Source organism: Burkholderia sp. Nafp2/4-1b (assembly GCF_003635165.1).
Taxonomy (GTDB): domain Bacteria; phylum Pseudomonadota; class Gammaproteobacteria; order Burkholderiales; family Burkholderiaceae; genus Burkholderia.
The window spans coordinates 25448-46481 of the sequence record NZ_ML058609.1 but is presented as its reverse complement, the minus strand read 5'-3'; the positions used below and the strand labels follow the sequence as shown (position 1 = coordinate 46481).

The window sequence follows — 21034 nt, the reverse complement described above, 5'->3', positions numbered from 1 at the left end:
GCGTGTGAAATATCGGTGATTTCTGTAAAAACCGGTTCAATGCCGCCACGAATTTCCCATTACGTTCTTTTACAGCGCGACGCGGGTTGACCATCGATTGTGCATTCCGGGATCAGCATGATGGTTCGCCGCCATATGGTGCTGTCGCGCGCTGACGGCTTCGGAATTTTGTTCCGGATTTCCCCAATGCAATTACGTCATTTTTTCTGATGTGCACGCATCGAGTTTCATTGCCGTCCAAGCGATTCAATGATTACAAATCGAAATTGAAATGAAAGAGAAAAAATATTATCCGGCGCATGCTGCATTGCGGAATCGAGCGCGCAGATTGCGTGCCGAAATGCCGCGGCCAATCGTGAAGAAGTGAAATAAGGCGACGCGCGGCGGAATGCCGTGGCGAGAGCGAGAGGATAAGGATGACGAAGTGCCGTGCCGGCGGTGATGGACGGACCACCAACGGCAAATGGAAAAGGCCGCCCGCTCGCGGGGCGTGCCGGCCGGTTCAGGTCAGCTCGCGCGGTCGAACGTCGGGCCGTCCCGGCCGTCGCGGTAATTGGGCAGCGCATCGACGATGTCGATCGCGCGCTGCCGGTAGACCTGATGCATCGTCGGCCGCAGATCGTCGGGCAGGTGCCCGCCGCGGGCACCTGCAGCCGATCGCGCGCGTCAGAACTTCTGCCGCAGCCCGAGGCTCACGATCGCTTGCGAGCGCGAGTCGGACGAATGGCCGTTCGCCTTGTCCGACACCGACGCCGTCGCGGCCACCGGCCGGCCGCGTGCATCGAGCGTCGTGCCCGACGCATGCTGGTACGCGCCGAGCAAGTACACACTGGTGCGCTTCGACAGGTCGTAGACCGCGCCGAGCGTCACGTTGTGATACTGCGCGCGGTTGTCGATGCCGTCGACGTCGCTGCCGCGCGTGTAGCTGTAGCCGGCGAACAGTTGCGTCTGCGGCTGCACGTTCCAGCGCGTGAACACGCCCGCGACGTTGAAGGTCGCGTGGCCGCTGAACAGCGACTGCGCGCCGCTGCGATACTGCACGTTGCTGTAGTTCACGCCGACGACAGCCGGGCCGAAGTCGTACGTCGCGCCGGTCGCGATGATCTGCTGCGACTGCGCGCTTGCATAGCCTTCGTTGATCGACGAGTTGAACAGGCCGTCGTCAGTGCTTTGCCACTTGCCGGCGGTCGGATCGGTCGCGCCGGTCTTGCTGTTGTCCGAACGCTCGTAGCCGACGCCCACGCGCAGCGGCCCGGCCGCGTACGCCGCGCCGACGCTCCAGGTGTTGCGCTGCTTCATGCTGCCCGGCTGGCTGCCGAAGCCGTACAACGCGCCGAACGTGAAGCCCGCGTAGTTCGCGCTCGTGTACTTGATCGAGCTGTCGACACGCGCGGTCTGGTCGAGATCGTCGATGTCGCCCGGGTGCGCGCCGAAGCCGCCGATGAACGACGACGGGCCGACCGGGCTCACGAAGTCGTCGAGCGACGTGTACTGGCGGCCGAGCGTGATCGTGCCGTAGCGGTCGCTGCCGACGCCGACGAACGCCTGGCGGCCGAACTGCCGACCACCCTGGCCCGACGTGCCGTTGGTGATGTCGAAGCCGTTCTCGAGCACGAACAGCGCGCGCATCCCGCCGCCGAGATCCTCGGCACCCTTGATGCCCCAGCGGCTGCCGGACAGGTTGCCGGTCGTCAGGCCGACGTCCGAATGCCCGGTGTACGCGCCCGGCGAGCCGACCCGTTCGTTGCTGCGATAGGTCACGCCCGCGTCGACGATGCCGTACAGCGTGACGGAGCTTTGCGCGGCCGCGATGCCCGCGAGCGAGAGCAGCAGCGGTGCTGCGATCAGTTGCTTGTTCATGGTTGTTTAGCGTCTCTCCGGGCGATGAACCCGTTGTTCTAGGCGAGTAACGCGTACGGTCGGCGAGATTCGCCGTGCTCGGTATGGCAAGGCCGGCGGCGCGCCGCACGCGGGAATGCACGCGTGCGATACGCGCGCGCGGCGTCACGGCAGGCATTCCCGCCGCGGCCGCCATGGTAGTTGGAACCGGTTCCGGTCGATAGCGCAATAATGAAAACAGCTTCTTGCCGAATTCGAGATAATCGGCCGCGCGGCGAACGACGCTGTACAGCGCGGCGACGCGCGCCCGATAATCGAGCGCGCACCTGCCACGGGAGCCTTCGTCATGCATCAAACGACCCTGCTGATCTTCGCCGCCGTCGCGTTCGTCGGAATCGCGACGCCCGGCCCGACCGTGCTGCTCGCGCTGACCAACGGCTCGCGCTACGGCGTGCGCCGCGCGGCCTACGGCTTCGCCGGCGCAATGCTGTCCGACTTCGTGCTCATCGTCGCGGTCGCGCTCGGCCTCGGCGCGCTGCTGATGGCGTCGGCGTTCTGGTTCTCGGTCGTGAAATGGCTCGGCGCCGCCTATCTCGCGTATGTCGGCGTCCGGCTGCTCACGTCGAAGGGCTCGCTGGACGTTGCCGCCGCGCACGGTGGCGGGGCGCCCGAGCGCAACGCGTCGATCTTCGCGAAGAGCTTCCTCACCGCGGTGACGAATCCGAAGGGCTATCTGTTCTTCTCCGCGTTCCTGCCGCAGTTCCTCGATCCGTCAGCGGCGCTCGCGCCGCAATACGTCGCGCTCGCCGTCACGTTCGCGCTGCTCGACGGTGCGGTGATGTTCGGCTACGCGCTGCTCGGCGCACGCGCGGTGCGGCTGCTCAAGCGCGCGGGCGCGCTGTGGCTCGAACGCACGTGCGGCGCGATGCTGCTCGCGCTGGCCGGTTCGCTTGCGCTGTATCGGCGTCATGCTGCGTAGGCGCGTCGGCATGTGCGTCGCATCGCTCGCAACGGCGGCGCGATGAGAGTCGACGCGCCGCCCCGCTCCGGCTTTCCTGGCCTGTCGCTCCGCCAGCTCGACCGCGCGGATCTCGACGCGTGGTACGCGTACCTGTCGAACCCGGACGTCGTTCGCCACACGAGCTGGAACCTGCGTTCGCGCGACGATCTGCGGCCGCTGTTCGATGGTATCGAATCGGCTCATCCGGATTCGATCCGCCGTCTCGCGATCGTCGACGACGCATCGGGCGCGCTCGCCGGCACGATCGGGCTGCATACGGTCTCGACGGCGAACCGCTCGGCGGAAATTGCGTACGATCTTGCGCCGCCGTACTGGGGCCGCGGCATCGCGAGCGCGCTGTGCGCGAGCGTCACCGCGTGGGCGCTCGCCGAAGGCGGCTTCATGCGCCTGCAGGGCGTCGTACTGACCAGCAACGTCGGCTCTGAACGCGTGCTGCAGAAATGCGGCTACCGGTACGAAGGCTTGCTGCGCGCATACAGAATGGTGCGCGGCGTGCCGGGTGACTTTGCGATGTACGCACGCATCGCGACCGACTGAAGCGCCGGCCGGCAGACGAACCGGCGCTCGACGCGCGCCGCGAACGCGCCGCCGTCGACACGATTGGACGACGCACGCCGAATTCGCGACAATCGCCGTTCCCCGCCTCGACTCCTTCGTCATGAAAATCGCCGCGCTGTCCGACATCCACGGCAACCTCGCCGCGCTCGACGCGGTGCTCGACGACGTGCGCCGCCGCGGCGCCGACCTGATCGTCAATCTCGGCGACATCGTATCGGGCGCACTGCACCCGGCCGAAACGGCCGACCGCCTGATCGCGCTCGACCTGCCGACCATCAAGGGCAATCACGAGCGGCAGTTGCTGACCAGCGAGCGCGACACGATGCGCCTGTCCGACCGCTGGGCGCACGACACGCTGCACGACGCGCATCGCGCGTGGCTCGCCGCGCTGCCCGAACGCCTGACGCTCGACGACGACGTGCTGATGGTGCACGGCACGCCCGCCAGCGACCTCGTCTACTTTCTCGAAACGGTGACGCCCGACGGCTGCCGCGCGGCAACTCGCGATGAAATCGCGCAACGTGCGGGCGACGAGCCGGCATCGCTGATCCTGTGCGGCCACACGCATGTGCCGCGCAGCGCGCAGCTCGACGACGGCCGGCTGATCGTCAATCCGGGCAGCGTCGGGCTGCAGGCGTACACGGACGATCAACCGCATCCGCACCGGATCGAAACCGGCTCGCCGCATGCGCGCTACGCGATGGTGTCGCGCACGCCCGCCGGCTGGCACGCGGAGTTCCATGCGGTCGAATACGACTGGCACACGGCTGCCGCCACCGCGGCATCACGCGGGCGCGACGACTGGACCGTCGCGCTGCGCACCGGCCGGTGCTGACGCAGCGTCACGCGCCGTCACCCCGCATTCGCCAGCGTCAAGCGCGCTTCGAGGCCGCCGCCATCCACCCGGTTGCGCAACGTGAGCGTGCCGCCCATCGCGAGCGCGAGTTGCCGCGCGATCGCGAGGCCGAGCCCCGTCCCGCCCGTCTCGCGATTGCGCGACGTTTCCACGCGCCGGAACGGTTCGAACACCGCATCGAGCTGATCGTCCGGAATGCCGGGCCCGCGGTCGAGCACCGCGATGACCGCGCCGCCGCCCGGCGCCGCCTGCACGTCGATCTCGGCCGCGCCCGCGAACTTCAGCGCGTTGTCGACGAGGTTGCCGACGATCCGGCGCAGTGCCTTCGGCCGCGTGACGAGCGCGAGCGGGCCGCCGCTGTGCAGCGCGACGTCCTGCCCCGCATCCGTGTAGTCGCATACGATGCTGTCGAGCAGCGCATCGAGGTCGATGCGGCGCGCGGCCTCTTCCGTGCCGTGCAGCGTGCGTGCATACGCGACGCCCTCCTTCACGAGATGTTCCATCTCGATCAGGTCCTGGCGCATCTTCGCGCCCTGCGTGTCGTCGTCCATCACGTCGACGCGCAACCGCATCCGCGTGATCGGCGTCTGCAGATCGTGCGAGATCGACGCAAGGATCTGCATGCGCTCCGCCATGTACTGCGCGATGCGGTCCTGCATCGCGTTGAACGCCCGCGCGGCACGCGCGACTTCCGACGGCCCCTCCTCGCTCAGGCGTTCGCCCTTCAGGTCGGGGCCGAGCGCGTCGGCGGCCTGCGCGAGCTGCTTGAGCGGCCGTGTCGCGAGCCGCACCGCGAGCCAGCAGCACGCGGCCAGCACCGCGAGCTGCAGCGCGAGCACGGCCGGCAGCCAGCCCGACAGCGGCACCGTCGACATCGGGTGAATGTCGATCGTTAGCGGCGAGCCGTCGGTCAGGCGCAGGTGCACCTGCAGATGCTCGCGATCGCCGGGGATTGCGTTCGCGGTCAGCGGATAGTCGCCGCCGATGCCGTCCGAGATCGAGCGCTCGACGCGCGCCGACAGCCGCGCCTCCGGCGGCGTGCCGGTTTCGCCGGGCCCGAGGATGAACGCGTAGCTGCGCCGTGCGAGACGCGGCAGCCACGCAGCGCGCTGCTCCGGCGGCAGATGATCGAGCAGCGCGACCGAGCTCGCGACCTCGCGCTCGATGTAGCCCATCATCAGGTTGGTGGTCGCCTGGTCGCGCTCCATCACGGTGAGCCAGAACGACAGCGTCTGCGCGAGCGCGAGGCCCACGCACAGGATCAGCGCGAGCCGCGCGAACAGCGAGCGCGGCCAGTGCCACGGCGTGCGCGCGCTCATGCGTCGCCTTCCACCGAGGTCACCGCCGACGAGAACACGTAGCCCTCGTTGCGCAGCGTCTTGATGTAGCGCGGCTCGCGCGCGCCGTCGCGCAGCCGCTGGCGCAGCCGGCTCACCAGCAGGTCGATCGACCGGTCGAACGGATCGGACTGCCGGCCCTGCGTGAGGTTGAGCAACTGGTCGCGCGTCAGCACGCGCTGCGGATTGTCGAGGAACACGCGCAGCAGCCGGTATTCGGCGCCACTCAGCGCGACCAGCGTGCCTTCGGTGTCGAGCAGGTGCCGCCCCGTCGTGTCGAGCCGCCATTCGCCGAACGCGAGCATCGCGGCCGTTTCCGTTACCTGCATGCCGGGCGGCAGCATCCGCGCGCGCCGCAGCACCGAGCGGATCCGCGCGAGCAGCTCGCGCACCGCGAACGGCTTCGCGAGATAGTCGTCGGCGCCCATCTCGAGGCCGATGATGCGGTCGGTTTCCTCGCCGCGCGCGGTCAGCATCAGCACCGGCACCGTACGGAACCGGCCGGCGCGCAGGTCGCGGCACAGCGTGAGGCCGTCCTCGCCGGGCAGCATCAGGTCGAGCACGATCAGGTCGGGCGCGCCGTCGTCGAGCACGTTGCGCATCTCGCGGCCGTTCGCGGCGAGCGACACGCGCATGCCGTTCTTCTCGAGGTAATCCGCGATCAGCTCGCGGATCGCGCGATCGTCGTCGACGATGAGTACGTGGTCGGTCTTGTCCATGAGTCGGTGTCGTGATGTTGCCGCAGGCGATGTCCGCTTTTATACCGCACAGCCGGCCCGCGTTTGTATCCCAATGTATCGCGCCGCCATGGCGACACACAACATTGCACACGCGCGGCCGGCCGGACACATCGCAGATACGTCGGCGCGGCCCAATGAGGGCTGTCGAAACCTGTCCGGCCGACGCACTCGCGCGGCGGCCGGCCCACCCGGAGAACCGCCATGCTGCCCCGATTCAAGACCGCCGCCCTCGTGCTCGCCCTCGCCGCCACGGCCGGGCTCGCCGCGTTCGCCGGCACCCGCGACGACGCGGGCATGACCGCGTCGCTGGAAGGCACACCGGCGCCCGACTTCACCGGCATCGAACGCTGGCACAACAGCGCGCCGCTCAAGCTCGACCAGCTGCGCGGCAAGGTCGTGCTGGTCGATTTCTGGACGTACTCGTGCATCAACTGCATTCATACGATTCCGTACGTGAACGACTGGTACCGGAAGTATCACGACCAGGGGCTCGTGGTGGTCGGCGTGCATACGCCCGAATATCCGTTCGAGCGCGACGCGAAGAACGTCGCCGATGCGCTCAAGCGCTTCGGGATCCAGTATCCGGTCGCGCAGGACAACCGCTACGACACGTGGCGCGCGTACGGCAACCAGTACTGGCCCGCGCTGTACCTGATCGACGCGAACGGGAAGGTCGTCTATACGCGGTATGGCGAAGGCGGGTATGACAAGACGGAGGCCGCGATTCGGGGGGCGCTGGCGCAGGCACAGGCGGCCGCAGGCGCGAACGGGATGAAGGGCGCGACGCGTACGCAGTAGCGTGCGCCGGCGGGGCCGCGGCATGCGCCCCGCGCGATTCATCAGCCTTGCTTCCGCTTCGCTTCGGCCTCCGCCAGCATCGCCTCGCCGATCGCGAGATGGCCTTCCGCGATCAGCCCGTCGCCGGCGCCGCGGATGTCGTCGACCGCCTTGTTCTGCCCAAGCTTGCGCTTGCCGACGAGCCGCGTGATCTCGATCTGCAGCCCGACGATCGACTGCAGCATCGTGTCGAGATAGTCCTTCGGCGCATCGGCCATCTTCCACGGCACCGGCTGCGACGCCTCGTGCGTGCGCGTGAGCCGCGCGACCACACCGCGCACGAACTTCTCGTCGTCGCGCACCGTGATGCGGCCGTGCGCGTGCACGACCACGTAGTTCCACGTCGGCACCTGCCGATGCGCGACGTGCTTGCTCGGATACCAGTTCGGCGAGATGTAGGCGTCGCCGGCGCGGAAGATCACGAGCACCTCGTCGCCGTTCTGGACCGCCTGCCAGACCGGATTCGCGCGCGCGACGTGCGCATGCAGCTCGCCGAGGCCGCCGTCAGCCGGCAGCAGTTCGAACGGAATATGGTTCGCGTCGAGCCCGCTCTCCCCGTGCGTGATCAGGCTGCCGAACGGATGCTGGACGATCAGTTCGCGCAGCACATCGGGGCGGGATTCGGCGAAATCGGCGGGGACATACATGGCGGCTCCACGGTCGGGCAGGTTTTAGGGGAAACGCGTCCGGAGCGGGCGCGTCATGCCCCGATTGTGATCGCTAACTGGTTTATGCTGTAGAGCCGGTTTCGAACAATTTCAGCAGACCAGAATCATGGCCAGAACCGCCCTCGTCGTCGAAATCCCGTCGCTCGGCACGCTCGACCGCGCGGCCGGCGACCTGAGCCGCCAGCTCGCGCAGGCGCTGCGGGACGCGGTGCGCCGCGGCGACGTGCAGCCCGGCGACACGCTGCCGTCCACGCGGCTGCTCGCGGCGTCGCTGCAAGTCGCACGCGGCACCGTCGTCGACGCGTATGCGCAGCTCGTCGCCGAAGGCTTCCTGGAATCGCGCGGCGGCGCCGGCACGCGGGTCGCTAACGCGCTGGCCGAGCGGCCGCCGGCCACCGGCGAACCGCCCGGCGCCCGCCAGCGCGCCGCCCCTGCCGCCGCCGGCCTGCCCGGGCCTGCCGCGACGTTCGCGCGGATCGCCCGCGAATTCCGTCCGCTGCCGGCCGTGCCGTTCGCGATCTCGGTGCCGGTCGGGCTCACCGCGCCCGATGACATCTGGCGCCGGCTCGGGAACCGGCTGCGCGCCCGCGGTGCCGGCGCGCCGTCCGGTTATGCGGACCCGCAAGGCGCGCTGCCGCTGCGCGAAGCGATCGCCGATTACGTGCGCCGCTCGCGCTCCGTGCGCTGCAGCGCCGATCAGGTCGTGATCACCAGCGGCACGCAGCAGGGGCTGCACCTCGCGAGCCAGGTGCTGCTTGGCCCGGACGATCGCGCGTGGGTCGAGAATCCCGCGTATCGCGGCATCACCGCGCTGCTCGAAAGCACCGGGCGGCGCGATGCGATGGTGCGCGTGCCGGTCGACGCGGACGGCATCGACGTCGAGGCCGGCATCCGCGCCGCGCCCGACGCACGCGCGGCATTCGTCACGCCGTCGCATCAGTACCCGCTCGGGATGCCGATGAGCATGGCGCGGCGCAACGCGCTGCTCGGCTGGGCACGCACGCATCGCGCATGGGTCGTCGAAGACGATTACGACAGCGAGCTGCGTTACGAAGGCTATCCGTTCCCGTCGCTGCAAGGGCTCGACCCCGACCGCGTGGTCTATCTCGGCACCTTCAGCAAGATCCTGTTCCCGTCGCTGCGGCTCGGCTACGTGATCGCGCCGGTCGAACTCGTGCCCGCGTTCTGTGGCGCGCGGGTGCTGATGGATCGCCACGCGCCGACCGCCGATCAGCACGTGCTCGCCGCGTTCATCGCCGACGGCCATCTCGACCGCCACATCCGCCGCGTGCGCGGCGTCTACGCGGAACAGCGCGCGCTGCTGATCGACACGCTTCACGCGCGGCTGCCGCGCGAGCTCGCATGGGTGCAGCCGGGCGATCAGGGAATGCACGTCGTGCTGTGGCTCGCGCAACGGCTCGACGATCGCGACATCGTCGCGCGCGCGGCGCAGGCCGGCGTCGCGGTGCGCGCGGTGTCGCCGATGTTCGCGCCGGGCACCGGGCGCCCCGGCCTCGTGCTCGGCTTCGGCGGGTTCGATCGCGCGCGCATGGAAGCGGCCGCGCAGCGGCTCGCCGATGTGGTCGGCGAAGCGGCCGCCCCTCATTGATCCGACGAATTACGGATAGAACGCGCGAGCAAAGATTGTCCGCACGCAACAAACGTAATCGTCTGTAAATCCTGCAAGAAAACGGGCCTTTTAGCCACAGCCGACGTCGCCCGGTTTGCTAGGATCGCGCCTTTTCCGACCGCGCTCCTGCCGCCGTGAATCGCTTCGTGCCGACTCTTCGCAACCTGTGGCTTCGCTGCCTTGACGGCGCCCGCGCACTCGGCCCCGCTGTATGGCAACGCCTGCGCCATCCGACGCGCCGCGGCGTCACGCTGGCCCTCGCCGCGATACCGGTGCTCGGCCTGCTGGTCCTGCTCGCGTTCGTGCCGTTCACGCCGAGCATCGGCGACATCCGCAAGGCGCGCATCGACCGCCCGGCGCGCGTGCTGTCGGCCGATGGCCAGGTCATCGCCGAGTTCCGGCCCGTCAACCGCGAGTGGGTGCCGCTCAAGCAGATCTCGCCGCACATGGTCGACGCGCTGATCGCGACCGAGGATCACCGCTTCTACGCGCATCACGGGATCGACTGGCGCCGCACGCTCGCGGCCGGGCTGCATACGTTCTCGGGCAGCCGCCAGGGCGGCTCGACCATCACGCAGCAGCTTGCGAGGAACCTTTATCCGGACGAAGTCGGCCGCGCGCCGACGCTCACGCGCAAGCTGAAGGAGCTGATCACCGCGTTCAAGATCGAGACGGTGTACAGCAAGGACGAGATTCTCGAAACCTATCTGAACACCGTGCCGTTCCTGTACAACGCGTACGGCGTCGAGATGGCCGCGCGCACCTATTTCGGCAAATCGGCCGACGAGCTCGACATCGTCGAAAGCGCGACGCTCGTCGGGATGCTGAAGGGCAACAGCTACTACAACCCGGTGCTGAATCCGGAGCGCGCGGTCCAGCGCCGCAACACCGTGCTCGGCCGGATGGCCGCGATGGGCATGCTGGCGCCGCGTCAACTCGCGCAATTGCAGCGCCGGCCGCTGCGTGTCGACTTCGAACCGCAGACCGCACAGCCGGGCCCGGCGCCGCATTTCGCGGTGCAACTGCGCAAGTGGCTGATCGCGTGGGCCGACCGCAACAACTACGATCTCTACTCGGACGGCCTCGTCGTGCGCACGACGCTCGACGCGCAGCTGCAGGACATGGCCACGCAAGCGCTCACGCAGCAGACCGACCGCCTGCAGGCGATCGCCGACAGCGCGTGGCGCGGCCCGTCCGGCTGCGGGCTGCGCAACGACCTGTTCCGCGGCTTCATCCGGCAGACGCCCGACTATCGCGCGGCGCGCGATGGCGGGCTCACCGACGCGGTGGCGCTGAAGCAGCTCGGCGCGAATCGCACGTTCATGCAAGCATTGTGCGAGCGCAAGACGCAGGTGCAGGCCGGCTTCGTCGCGATCGATCCGCGCAACGGCGCTATCCGCGCGTGGGTCGGCAGCCCCGACTTCGGCAGCGAGCCGTTCGATCACGTCGTGCAGGCGCGGCGTCAGCCGGGTTCGACGTTCAAACCGTTTGTCTATGGCGCCGCGTTCGCGGACGGCATGCGACCGGGCGATACGTTCATCGATCGCCCCGTCGCGATCCCGATCGGCGCACACGCGGTGTGGCGCCCGACCGATGCCGAGCCGCCGACCGACGCGCCGATGACGCTGCGCGACGGGCTCGCGCTGTCGCGCAATCGCATCACCGCGCAGGTGATGCAGCGCGAAGGCGCGGCGAAGGTCGCGCAGCTCGCGCGCGCGATGGGCGTGCGCGAGAGTCCGCTCGACGCGGTGCCGTCGCTCGCGCTCGGCACGAGCCCGGTCACGCTGAAGGAGATGGTGTCCGCGTACGGGACGATCGCGAACCGCGGCGTGTACGTCGCGCCGCAGATGATCACGCGCATCGAGGATCGCAACGGCAGCGTGCTCGCCACGTTCGGCAGCGCGCCACCCGAGCGCGCGTTGCCGGTGGCCGCCGCGCAGACGCTGATCGACGTGATGCGCGGCGTCGTCGATTACGGCACCGGCGCCGACATCCGCTCGCGCTATGGAATCCGCATCGACGTCGCGGGCAAGACCGGCACGACGCAGGACAACACCGACGGCTGGTTCATCCTGATGCATCCGCAACTGGTGGCCGGCGCGTGGGTCGGCTTCGACGACGGCAGCGTGACGCTGCGCAGCGACTACTGGGGCGCGGGCGCGCACAGCGCGTTGCCGATCGTCGGGTCGTTCTACGATGCGGCGCTGCGTGCGCGCGCGATCGATCCGCACGCGCAGTTCTCGCCCGACTTCCGGCCGCGCAGCGCACCGGCGCCGGCGCCGAGGCGGCGTCCGCACGTCGGGCTGTTCGACTGGCTGAAGATTTTCCGGTGATCGCGGCGCGGCAACGCGCTCAGCCCGCCGCGAGCGTCGCGGCCAGTGCGTCGAACTCCGGCGCCCACGCGGCGCGCCATGCAGCCTTCGTCGCATCGTCGACCCACGCGCCGTCGATCCCGTTCAGCATGAATTGCTTCAGGTCGGCGACGGTGAAGCCGAAGTGGCTGAACATCAGCTCCCACGCTTCCGACGGGTTCACCTTGTGCAGCGTCGGGTCGTCGGTGTTCGGATGGATCTTCAGCCCGAGTCCCGGCATCTTGCGCATCGGATGCAGCTCCGCCCATTGCTCCGGCGGCAGCGTGCGAAGGTAGTACGAATTCGTCGGCACGACCGTGAAGACGATCCCGCGTTCCGCGTAACGGGCACACAGCTCGGGGTTGTCGACGATCGTATAGCCGTGATCGATGCGGTCGACGTGCAGCAGATCGACGGCCGTCTCGACGTTGCGCCACGGCATCCCGAACTCGCCCGCATGAGCCGTCGCGCGGAAGCCGGCCTCACGCGCTTCGCGATACGCTTTCCAGAACAGCTCGGGCGGACGGTCGTTCTCGCGATAGTCGATCCCGATCCCCGCGACTTCGTCCGCGCGATTCGCCTTCATCCAGTCGACGATCGCGACCGCTTCGTCCGGATCCTGCTCGCGGTCGATGCTCGGAATCAGGCGCGCACCGATCCCGAAATCGCGCGCGGCATCGCGAATCGCGGTCACGATCGCGGCCTGCGCATCTGCGTACGGAATGCCCGACACGCGCACGGTACCCGTCGGATTCCAGAAGAATTCTGCATGACGAACGTTGTGCGCGGCCGCATCCTCGAGATACTCGTACGCAATGCGCCGCAGGTCGTCGGGCCGCGTGAGCAGATATTTGTCCAGCGCGCGCAGCACGTGCAGCACGCCGACCGGTTTCTCGCCGCGCGCATAGAACGCGTCGATCTCCGCGCGTTCGATCGGCGCGCCGCTGCGCTGCGCGAGCGCGACGAACGTGTCGTGCCGCACCGCGCCGAGCAGGTGGCAATGCAGCTCGACCTTCGGCAGTGCATGGAAGAAAGCCCGATGCGCGGGCGTGATCTCGATGCCCGTGCGCGCGGCCGGGACGTTGCCTGGTGTTCCCTTCATGTCAATCTCTTTCTTTGCGGTAGTGCCGATGCGTCGTGACAGCCGTCTCTCAATGCGGCTTCACGACGGTCCAGAAGTAATACCCGAGCGGCAGCGCGAGCACGACGAGCCCCCACGACACGTCGCGCCAGCGGCCGGCCAGCAGCTTGACCAGCACGTAGCACAGCAGCCCGCCCGCGATGCCGGTGCCGACGCTGTTCGACATCAGCGTGAGCAGCACCATCGACATCACGGGCAGTGCATCGGTGAAGTCGTCGAAATGCGTATGGCGGATCGTCGCGAACATCGACAGCCCGATCAGGATCAGCGCGGGCGCGGTCGCCTCTTTCGGAATCGCGAGTGCGACCGGCACGAACAGCAGCATCGCGGCGAACAGCACGGCCGCGGCCAGCGACGACAGCCCGCTGCGCCCGCCCGCCTCGACACCCGCCGCCGATTCGATCAATGCCGTCAGCGCGGGAATGCCGAACACGGGGCCGAGCGTCGCGGCGAGCGAGTCGACGAGAAACGGCCGGTTGATGTTCGGCAGGTTCCCCTGTTCGTCGAGCAGGTTCGCCTTCGCTCCGACCGCGAGCGCGGTGCCGAGCGTCGAAAAGAATTCCGCCGCGAAGAACGCGAACAGGTACGGTGCGGCCGCAACGGTCAATGCGCCGCGGATGTCGAGCTTGAACGCGATCGGCGCGATGCTGTGCGGCAGCGACACGAACGACGCCGGCAGGTGCGTGACGCCGAGCGGCACGCCGGCCGCGGCGGCGACGAGAATCGCGATCAGGATTGCACCGGGCACCTTGCGCGCCTGCAGCACGATCGCGACCGCGAGGCCGATCAGCGCGACGAGCGCGCCCGGCCGCGAGAAGTCGCCGAGCGCGAATGCGTTGGTCTTCGCGTTCGCGACGACCATCCCCGCATTGCGCAGCCCGAGCATCGTCACGAACAGGCCGATCGATGCGCCGAGCCCAAGCTTGATCTGCACCGGAATCAGCCGCATCACGACGCCACGTGCGCCGAAGATCGTCAACAGGAAGAACAGCACGCCCGACACGCACGCGATGCCGAGGCCCGTCTGCCAGCCGACGTGCTCCGTCGTCGCGAGCGTCACGCCGATGATCACCGAGCCGCCGATGCCGGGGCCGACCAGGAACGGCAGGTTCGCGTAGAACCCCATCAGCGTCGTGAACAGCACGAACACGACGATCGTCGCGGTCGTCGCCGCGCCGCGCTCCATCCCGCCCGTCGCGAGCAGCGACGGGATCACGACGAGCAGGTAGGCCGCCGCGAGAAACGACGTGATCCCGGCGATCGTCTCGGTGCGCACGCTCGTGCCGCGCGCCGCGAGTGCGAAGCGCCGTTCGAGCCAGTTGGCCGGCGTACGCGCCGGCATCGTGTCAGTCGCTGACATGGTGGTTCTCCTGTGATTCCGATTATTGTCCTGTGTCGGTTCGCGCGGTGCGGTCTTATACTCGCGCGTACCGCATCCCGACCGTACCGTTCCGATGTCGTCCGATCGCTCGTCGCTGCTACCCGCACTCACGTTGCGGCAGGTGCAGCACTTCGTTGTCCTTGCGCATGCGCGCAGCTTCACGCAGGCCGCGCAGGCGCTGTCGCTCACGCAGCCCGCGCTCACCGCGTCGATCCGCCAGATCGAATTCCTGCTCGGCGGGCGCCTGTTCGCGCGCAGCGCGCACCGGCTCACGCTGACCACCGCGGGCGAAGCCGTGCTGCCGCTCGCCGAACGTCTGCTGAACCAGGCGCGCGGCACCTTCGACGACATGACGCGGCTCATCGGCGAACGTATCCAGACCGTGCGGATCGCGTTCATCCCGTCCGTCGCCGGCCGCCTGCTGCCCGCACTCAACGCGCTGCGCGGCACGCATCCGACGCTGCGCTTCACGCTCACCGACCTGCCCAACAGCGCGCTCGTCGAAGCCGTGCGCGACAGCGTCGCGGATCTCGGCATCGGCGTGCGCGAACCCGACAGCGACGACGGCACGCTGCGCTACCGGCAGCTCTTCGAGGACGAGATCGTGATCGTCGTGCGGCACGACGATCCGCTCGCGGCCGCGAAGAGCGTCACGTGGGCGAAGCTCGTCGATCGCGAGCTGGCCGTATTCGTGCGCGGCAGCGTCAGCGAATCGCTGCATCGCACCGGCGGCGCCGAGAAGCTGCGCCTGAACGTTGCATACCGGATGGAATACACCGAGCCGCTGTATGCGCTCGCTCGCAACGGCCTCGCGACCGCCGTGCTGCCGAGCCTCTACACGATGCATCTGCACGATCCCGAACTCGTCGCGCTGCGCGTCGAGAAGCCGCGCGTCACGCGCGCGATTTCGCTGATCTCGCTCGCCGCCGACGATCGCGGCCCGCACGTGCGCACCTGTCGTGAATGGATCGAGAAGCACATCTAGGCCGCTGCCCCGCGCAACACGCGCATCACGCTCATCGCCTCGCTCAAGGCAGCTTCGCGATGCGCTCGACGAGCGTCGCGTAGAAGCGGTCCGCGTCGACCTCGTTGATCCACGTCGCGTTCGCCACGCGGCCGCTGCGGCCATTCCAGTCGACCACCGTCTCGCCGAGCGTCCACTGCCCGCTCGTCTCGACGACGACATTCACCTTGCGTCCGTTGAACAGCGTCGGATCGACGAGATAACCGACCGCCGTCGGGTCGTACATCGGCCCGTCGTCGACGCCTCGCCGCTTCTTGTTGTACGCGAGCTCGGCATCCATGATGTCCGCGACGATCGCGCCGCAGCGATTGCCGAGCGCGCGAAACGGCGCGACGCGCGCCGGCGTGATCGGCGCCTTCGTCGCGACGTCGCGCGGCAGCACGACGATCGGCACGCCGCTGCCGAACACGACTTCAGCCGCTTGCGGATCGACGTAGATGTTGAACTCGGCGGCCGGCGTGATGTTGCCGCGCTCGAAGAACGCGCCGCCCATCAGCACGATTTCGCGCAGCGCGCCGCGGATCTGCGGCGCTTCGACCAGGGCGGTCGCGATGTTCGTCAGCGGCCCGAGCGCGCACAGCGTCACGCTGTTCGGCGCGGCGCGGCTCAGCGTATCGACGAGGTACGACACCGCGTGGCCGGTCGCGAGCGGTGCGAGCGGTTCGTGCAGCGCGACGCCTTCGAGGCCGGTCTTGCCGTGCACGTTGGCGGCCGTCACGAGCTCGCGCACAAGCGGGCGCGGGCAGCCCGCGTAGACCGGCAGCGTCTTCGTGCGGCCGGCCCAGTCGCGGATGATCCGCGCATTGCGTTCGGTCAGCTCGAGCGGCACGTTGCCGGCGACGGTCGTCAATGCACGCACGTCGAGGCGGTCCTGCGCGCCCAGCGCGAACAGGATCGCGATGGCGTCGTCCTGCCCCGGGTCGGTATCGATGATGACCGTGCGGCGCGCGGGGTCACCGCCGGCCGCGAACGCGCCCGGTTCGGGGAGCAGCGCGGTGCCGGCCAGCGCGGCGGACAGCTTCAGGAAGGTGCGGCGCGAGGCGATCGGATGGGTCATGGTCGGGCTCTCAGAACACGTGCCGGACGCCGAGCGTCGCCATCATCTGGCGCGTGCCGGTCGAGCGTGCGTACGCGAAGATCTGCGCATGGTCCGCGTCGCCGGCCGCCTGCTGCGCGATCACCGTCAGCGCGACGTCGGTGCGTTTCGACAGGAAGTAGTCGGCCTGCAGGTTCACCTGGTGCCATCTCGGCCGCTTGTCGATCACGTCGAACTTGCCGTTCGTGAACGCGTACGCGGCGCCGAGGAAGAGCTGCGGCGTCATCGTGTAGACGATGTTCACGCCGACGTTCTGCAGGTGCAGATGCGAATTGTCGAGGTAATCGTAGCGCACGTCGGTAAACATCGCCGCGAACTGCGCGCGGCCGATCGTGTAGAAGCCGCCCGTGCCCGCGATGCGCTGCCGGCTCGCGAACACCGCCGGCGACGTCGCGCTCTTCGCGAAGATCAGCAGCGGCGACGCGTAGTCGTTCGCGATCGCGCCGTCCGGATTCGTGCTGCTGTACGGATGGTTGTACTGCGCATAGACCGCGCTCCAGCGCAGCGGGCCGCGCTCGTAGCCGAGGCCGAAGCTGTATGCGCTGTTGTTCGCGAAGCCCGTCGTGTTGCTGAAGCCGTACACCGCGGTGAACTTCAGGCCGTAGTAGACGGGGCTCACGTACTTCACCGAGTTCTGCACGCGGATGTCGTTGTAGCCGTTGTCGTTGTCGCCGATGTTCACGCCGTTGCTCGCGATGATCACGGGCCCGATGTAGTCGTGGATCGCGTCGTACTGGCGCCCGAAGGTCAGCGACCCGTACGTGCGATCGGCAAGGCCGACGTAGGCCTGGCGCCCGAACTCGCGACCGTTCTGCGCGGCCGTGCCCGTCATCACGTTGAAGCCGTTCTCGAGCTGGAAGATCGCGGACAGCCCCTGCCCGAGATCCTCCGTGCCCTTCAGCCCCCAGCGCGGGTTCTGGTTCGTGCCGGACAGCGCCTGCCAGGCGTTCTTGCCGCCCTGGTTGGTCGCGTACCCGACGCCGGCCGAGATGAGACCGTACAACGTGATGCTGCTTTGCGCACAGGCATGGGTCGCGAATGCGCCGAGCATCGCGAGCGGTGCGAGCTTGTAGAGAGTTTTCATGCGGGTCGTAGGGTCGGTGGTGGTCCGGGCGCGGCAGGGTTCCGCGAAACTGGACTCGACTATACGAACCGCGATCGGATAATAAAAGTTTGCTTTACTTATGTCTCAATAAAACGGATTTATTCTCATCCGTTGGTCCGCCGACCTCCTGCGCCGACCTCCCTTGCCGGCGGACCGGCCGTCGTCAGTCCGCCGTGTCGCCGCCCTTCGGCAATTTCGACCACGCGTTGCGCCCCGGCGCCGGCGACCAGGCCGGACGCGTCTTGCGTTCGCTGTCGATCACGACCAGGTAGCGGCCGGCGATCGGCGTGATGTCGCGATCGTGGCGCAGCACCCACAGCGACTTGCCGGCCTCGACGCGCGCCTGATAGTCGTCGTCGAGGATGCCGTGGCGGTCGAGGAACGTGTTCAACGATGCCGGAATTCGCACGCAGCCCTTCGAATGGCGGATGCCGAGCAGCGGCTCGAGACGATCGGGGTCGGTCGCATGCATCTGGAAACGCATCGGCGACTTGCCGCCCTTGCCCCAACCGCGCTCGCCGTCCACCCAGCCGAAGTCGAAGATGCGCATGTCGCGCTGGCCGTAGCCGCGAATCCCGTTGTCGTTGGTCGTGCCTTCCGCGCGGAAATCCATATGATCGGGCGAGTGGTGAAACACGCCGAGCGGCGTCAGGAAGTGATCGTACTGGCCCGGCCAGCCCGTGCCGACCGGCGCTGCGCCGATCAGCAGCCACGCATTCTTCGGCGTCGCACGGAAATAGATGAACAGCGCCTGCACGTTCGGCGCGCGATCGACCATCGCGACGTATTCGCCGGCGAGGTCGCCGAGATTCGCGTCGTCGAGCGCATTCTGAAGACGCGCGCCGTATGCGCGCTGTTCGTTCGCGGGCACGTTCAGACGCCGCGTGACTTCCTGTGTGAAGCGCTTGCGCATGTCGATCGCGCGCGCGGTTGCGTCTTTCGCTTCGTCGGCCGACAGCGGCGGATGCCGGCGCGGCGGCGTCGGTGCAGCCGCCTCGGCTTCGCTTGCCGGCGTGCCGGACGCTGCCGACGCAGGCGATGCGGCGGACGCAGCCGATGCCGCGGAGGCCGGCGATGCGGCGGACGCGGCGGAAGCCGCCGATGCGTCGCTCGCGGACGATGCGTGATGCGCGGCGGATGCCGCCGACGATGGTGCCGCTGCCGACGACGCATGCGCCGACGACCCCGGATGCGCGGCCGACGCCGTTGATGAGGATGGCGTAGCAACGGACGACGGTGCGTCGGACGCGGCCAGCACTGGCCCCTCGACGAGCATGGAAATCGGGAGGGCGGCCGCGAGCCATACGGATGCGACTGCGAGGGTACGGCGACGCGGCTTGGGAAAACGCCGCGCGAGGTCGGAAAGTGTCATGCGTTCGAGGCCATCGGCCGAACCGGCCGCCGCACGCGGCGACGGCGCGACTTCCGCACGAGCCATCGACACGCCGGACACATGCTGCGCATCCGGCGCCGACGCCTCTTCGCGGTTGAGCCGTTCGTGCAGGCAACGCGTCCGGTCCGATGGCGGCTAATGAGTCGTCAGAACTTTCATTTTACTAGCGCGACCGCGAATCGGCAGGGCCGAACCCCCGGTTTTGCGGGGTTTTGCGCTTGGTCACGCTTTGTTTCAACTCGTTGCGGATAGTATCGCCACTGCATGGCACGCTGTTGTGTTGGCGGCTTTGAACTACGCGAACGATGCGCGACACACGAGCGCGCATCCATCCGCTGCCTACTTCGAAATGGCTTCGAGCGCGATGCCCTTCGTGCGCGGCCCCATGAGCCCGATCGCGGCCATCACGATCACCATCGCGCCCGCGATGAACGCGAACACGCCGAACGTGCCGAAGCCTTTCAGCACCGCCGCGATCACGAACGACGAGAAGATCGCCGAGAAGCGGCTCCACGAGTAGACGAAGCCCACCGCGCGCGCGCGGATCGACGTCGGGAACAGCTCCGCCTGGTACGCGTGGAAGCTGTACGACATGATGTTGCTCGCGAGCGTGAGGCCGATGCCTAGCACGATCAGGAACGCCCCCACCGTCGTCTGGCTGAACAGCAGCCCGCAGACGACGATCGCCGCCGCCATCGCGACGATCACCGACTTGCGCTCGAAGCGGTCGGCGATCACGAGGCCGATCAGCGGACCGAGCGGCGCCGCGAGCGCGATCACGCTCGAATACATCAGGCTCGACGTGATCGTGATGCCCTGCTTGATCAACAGCGTCGGCACCCAGTTTGCGAAGCCGTAGAAGCCGACCGTCTGGAACACGTTGAAGATCGTCATCATGATCGTGCGGCTGCGATACGGCGGCACCCACATGTCGCGGAAGCTGCCGCGCGGCGGCACCGGCTCCGCCGGCGCGGGCGGCGGCAGCGGCCGGCCGTATTCGGCTTCGACCTTCGCCTCGAGCGCGCGCATGATGCGGTCGGCCTCGTCGACGCGGCCCTGCTGCGCCAGCCAGCGCGGGCTCTCCGGCAGCTCGCGGCGAATCCACCACACGAACAGCGCGCCGTGCGCGCCGATCAGCACGACCCAGCGCCAGCCGTCGAGACCGAACGGCGCATGCGGCACGAGCAGGTAGGCGAGGAACGCGACCACCGGCACCGCGACGAAGCCGACCGCCTGCTCGCACGCGAACGCGCGGCCGCGGATCTGCTTCGGCACGAGTTCCGAGATGTACGTGCCGATCGTGACCATCTCGACGCCGAGGCCGAGCCCCACGACGAAGCGCCAGAAGTTCAGCCCGCCTGCCGTATCCTGGAACGCCATCACGACGTTGGCGGCCGTGTACCACAACAGCGACCACGTGAAGATCGCGCGGCGGCCGAAGCGGTCCGCGAGGAAGCCGCATGCGATCGTGCCGATGAAGAGGCCGGAGAACAGCGCGGCGATGAAGCTCGCGACGCCCGTGGTCCCGAACAGGCCGTGCGTCGTCGCGGACAGGATCCCGCTTTTCACGAGGCCCGGCGCGACGTAGCCGCTGTACAGCAGATCGTAGAGTTCGAAGAAGAAGCCGAGGCTCAGCAGCACGACGAGCTTCCAGACGCTGCGGGTCGGCGGCAGTCGGTCGAGGCGGGCTGAGATCGAGCCGGCGTCGATGGAAGAGGACGAGGCGGTTGCCGCGGGAATGCTGTCCGTTGAGACCATCTTGGTCGTGTCTCCTGATCGTGTCGTGTATGTTGTTGTGCGGCGGCGGGCAGGCCGCCGTCGGATGATTCGCTGCATTGTACCGGCACGCCGCATCACCGGCGTCGCATCGCGAACCGGTTCCGGCCCCGCGTTTTGGCGTCCGACGATATGTAAATTGCGTAACCGTCTGTCGGTTTCGTAAGGAATGCCGGCGTCGTGAAATCGCGCCGGGCGACTGAGCGGGGAGCCGGCGCGGCCCCGTCGGCATGGGCGTGCGGGGCCTTCGCCAGCCCATGCTGGCCCTCCGGCGCGCGACA

At 68.3% G+C, this 21034-nt stretch carries 17 protein-coding genes and 1 pseudogene; 7 read left to right on the top strand and 11 right to left on the bottom strand.

What is annotated here, in order from left to right; translation table 11 throughout:
• Positions 1–507: 507 nt before the first annotated feature.
• Both C7H84_RS37195 and C7H84_RS19900 read right to left on the bottom strand, forming a co-directional pair.
• Positions 508–651: pseudogene (locus C7H84_RS37195) on the bottom strand (aldehyde-activating protein); the annotation flags it as partial.
• 15 nt (positions 652–666) lie between these two features.
• Entirely contained in the window at positions 667–1860 is a 1194-nt protein-coding gene (locus tag C7H84_RS19900) for a porin (protein WP_121860402.1), read from the bottom strand.
• 325 nt (positions 1861–2185) lie between these two features.
• Between C7H84_RS19900 and C7H84_RS19895 the strand changes: the two genes are divergently transcribed.
• The 3 genes from C7H84_RS19895 (at position 2186) to C7H84_RS19885 (ending at position 4253) form a co-directional block, all read left to right on the top strand.
• Positions 2186–2818, top strand: a complete 633-nt coding sequence (locus C7H84_RS19895; RefSeq protein WP_121860401.1) for a LysE family translocator — start codon at positions 2186–2188, stop codon at positions 2816–2818.
• 42 nt (positions 2819–2860) lie between these two features.
• Positions 2861–3397: a GNAT family N-acetyltransferase gene (locus C7H84_RS19890; RefSeq protein WP_121860429.1), complete on the top strand. Its 537-nt coding sequence runs from the start codon at positions 2861–2863 to the stop codon at positions 3395–3397.
• A 121-nt stretch (positions 3398–3518) separates the two neighbouring features.
• The gene (locus C7H84_RS19885) at positions 3519–4253 is read left to right on the top strand and encodes a metallophosphoesterase family protein (RefSeq protein ID WP_121860400.1); all 735 of its coding nucleotides are present in this window, start codon (positions 3519–3521) and stop codon (positions 4251–4253) included.
• Positions 4254–4270: 17 nt separating this feature from the next.
• Here C7H84_RS19885 and C7H84_RS19880 read toward each other — a convergent pair whose 3' ends face one another.
• Both C7H84_RS19880 and C7H84_RS19875 read right to left on the bottom strand, forming a co-directional pair.
• Positions 4271–5593 (bottom strand): ATP-binding protein, encoded by a 1323-nt coding sequence (locus tag C7H84_RS19880; protein ID WP_121860399.1) that lies wholly within the window; start codon positions 5591–5593, stop codon positions 4271–4273.
• Entirely contained in the window at positions 5590–6330 is a 741-nt protein-coding gene (locus C7H84_RS19875) for a response regulator (protein WP_121860398.1), read from the bottom strand. Before C7H84_RS19875 ends, C7H84_RS19880 begins: the two co-directional genes overlap by 4 nt.
• A gap of 222 nt (positions 6331–6552) precedes the next feature.
• On the opposite strand from C7H84_RS19875, the gene C7H84_RS19865 reads away from it, so the two are divergent.
• Positions 6553–7149 carry a thioredoxin family protein gene (locus C7H84_RS19865; protein WP_121860397.1) on the top strand — a complete coding sequence of 199 codons (597 nt, stop codon included), beginning with the start codon at positions 6553–6555 and terminating at the stop codon, positions 7147–7149.
• Positions 7150–7190: 41 nt separating this feature from the next.
• Here the strand turns inward: C7H84_RS19865 and C7H84_RS19860 are convergent, their stop codons facing one another.
• Complete coding sequence (locus tag C7H84_RS19860; protein WP_121860396.1) at positions 7191–7835, bottom strand: FMN-binding negative transcriptional regulator; 645 nt, start codon at positions 7833–7835, stop codon at positions 7191–7193.
• Between the two features lie 127 nt (positions 7836–7962).
• On the opposite strand from C7H84_RS19860, the gene C7H84_RS19855 reads away from it, so the two are divergent.
• Together C7H84_RS19855 and C7H84_RS19850 are read left to right on the top strand one after the other, a co-directional pair.
• Complete coding sequence (locus tag C7H84_RS19855) at positions 7963–9465, top strand: PLP-dependent aminotransferase family protein (RefSeq protein WP_121860395.1); 1503 nt, start codon at positions 7963–7965, stop codon at positions 9463–9465.
• A 155-nt stretch (positions 9466–9620) separates the two neighbouring features.
• Positions 9621–11819 (top strand): transglycosylase domain-containing protein, encoded by a 2199-nt coding sequence (locus tag C7H84_RS19850; RefSeq protein ID WP_121860394.1) that lies wholly within the window; start codon positions 9621–9623, stop codon positions 11817–11819.
• Between the two features lie 19 nt (positions 11820–11838).
• Here C7H84_RS19850 and add read toward each other — a convergent pair whose 3' ends face one another.
• Together add and C7H84_RS19840 are read right to left on the bottom strand one after the other, a co-directional pair.
• Positions 11839–12939 carry an adenosine deaminase gene (gene add, locus C7H84_RS19845; protein WP_121860393.1) on the bottom strand — a complete coding sequence of 367 codons (1101 nt, stop codon included), beginning with the start codon at positions 12937–12939 and terminating at the stop codon, positions 11839–11841.
• Positions 12940–12988: 49 nt separating this feature from the next.
• Positions 12989–14338: an NCS2 family permease gene (locus tag C7H84_RS19840; protein ID WP_121860392.1), complete on the bottom strand. Its 1350-nt coding sequence runs from the start codon at positions 14336–14338 to the stop codon at positions 12989–12991.
• Between the two features lie 94 nt (positions 14339–14432).
• Between C7H84_RS19840 and C7H84_RS19835 the strand changes: the two genes are divergently transcribed.
• Positions 14433–15344 (top strand): LysR family transcriptional regulator, encoded by a 912-nt coding sequence (locus C7H84_RS19835; RefSeq protein WP_121860391.1) that lies wholly within the window; start codon positions 14433–14435, stop codon positions 15342–15344.
• Positions 15345–15387: 43 nt separating this feature from the next.
• Here the strand turns inward: C7H84_RS19835 and C7H84_RS19830 are convergent, their stop codons facing one another.
• From C7H84_RS19830 to C7H84_RS19815, 4 genes are all read right to left on the bottom strand, one after another.
• Positions 15388–16440, bottom strand: coding sequence for a nucleoside hydrolase (locus C7H84_RS19830; RefSeq protein ID WP_121860390.1), 1053 nt, complete (start codon positions 16438–16440; stop codon positions 15388–15390).
• 10 nt (positions 16441–16450) lie between these two features.
• Positions 16451–17563 (bottom strand): porin, encoded by a 1113-nt coding sequence (locus tag C7H84_RS19825; protein WP_121860389.1) that lies wholly within the window; start codon positions 17561–17563, stop codon positions 16451–16453.
• A 184-nt stretch (positions 17564–17747) separates the two neighbouring features.
• Entirely contained in the window at positions 17748–19022 is a 1275-nt protein-coding gene (locus C7H84_RS19820; RefSeq protein ID WP_121860428.1) for a hypothetical protein, read from the bottom strand.
• Between the two features lie 294 nt (positions 19023–19316).
• Positions 19317–20735 carry an MFS transporter gene (locus C7H84_RS19815; protein ID WP_121860388.1) on the bottom strand — a complete coding sequence of 473 codons (1419 nt, stop codon included), beginning with the start codon at positions 20733–20735 and terminating at the stop codon, positions 19317–19319.
• Between the last annotated feature and the right edge of the window lie 299 nt (positions 20736–21034).

Coding starts and splice junctions, on each gene's coding strand:
- C7H84_RS19900 (WP_121860402.1), bottom strand. CDS start 1,860: ATGAACAAGCAACTGATCGCAGCACCGCTGCTGCTCTCGCTCGCGGGC.
- C7H84_RS19895 (WP_121860401.1), top strand. CDS start 2,186: ATGCATCAAACGACCCTGCTGATCTTCGCCGCCGTCGCGTTCGTCGGA.
- C7H84_RS19890 (WP_121860429.1), top strand. CDS start 2,861: ATGAGAGTCGACGCGCCGCCCCGCTCCGGCTTTCCTGGCCTGTCGCTC.
- C7H84_RS19885 (WP_121860400.1), top strand. CDS start 3,519: ATGAAAATCGCCGCGCTGTCCGACATCCACGGCAACCTCGCCGCGCTC.
- C7H84_RS19880 (WP_121860399.1), bottom strand. CDS start 5,593: ATGAGCGCGCGCACGCCGTGGCACTGGCCGCGCTCGCTGTTCGCGCGG.
- C7H84_RS19875 (WP_121860398.1), bottom strand. CDS start 6,330: ATGGACAAGACCGACCACGTACTCATCGTCGACGACGATCGCGCGATC.
- C7H84_RS19865 (WP_121860397.1), top strand. CDS start 6,553: ATGCTGCCCCGATTCAAGACCGCCGCCCTCGTGCTCGCCCTCGCCGCC.
- C7H84_RS19860 (WP_121860396.1), bottom strand. CDS start 7,835: ATGTATGTCCCCGCCGATTTCGCCGAATCCCGCCCCGATGTGCTGCGC.
- C7H84_RS19855 (WP_121860395.1), top strand. CDS start 7,963: ATGGCCAGAACCGCCCTCGTCGTCGAAATCCCGTCGCTCGGCACGCTC.
- add (WP_121860393.1), bottom strand. CDS start 12,939: ATGAAGGGAACACCAGGCAACGTCCCGGCCGCGCGCACGGGCATCGAG.
- C7H84_RS19840 (WP_121860392.1), bottom strand. CDS start 14,338: ATGTCAGCGACTGACACGATGCCGGCGCGTACGCCGGCCAACTGGCTC.
- C7H84_RS19835 (WP_121860391.1), top strand. CDS start 14,433: ATGTCGTCCGATCGCTCGTCGCTGCTACCCGCACTCACGTTGCGGCAG.
- C7H84_RS19830 (WP_121860390.1), bottom strand. CDS start 16,440: ATGACCCATCCGATCGCCTCGCGCCGCACCTTCCTGAAGCTGTCCGCC.
- C7H84_RS19825 (WP_121860389.1), bottom strand. CDS start 17,563: ATGAAAACTCTCTACAAGCTCGCACCGCTCGCGATGCTCGGCGCATTC.
- C7H84_RS19820 (WP_121860428.1), bottom strand. CDS start 19,022: ATGGCTCGTGCGGAAGTCGCGCCGTCGCCGCGTGCGGCGGCCGGTTCG.
- C7H84_RS19815 (WP_121860388.1), bottom strand. CDS start 20,735: ATGGTCTCAACGGACAGCATTCCCGCGGCAACCGCCTCGTCCTCTTCC.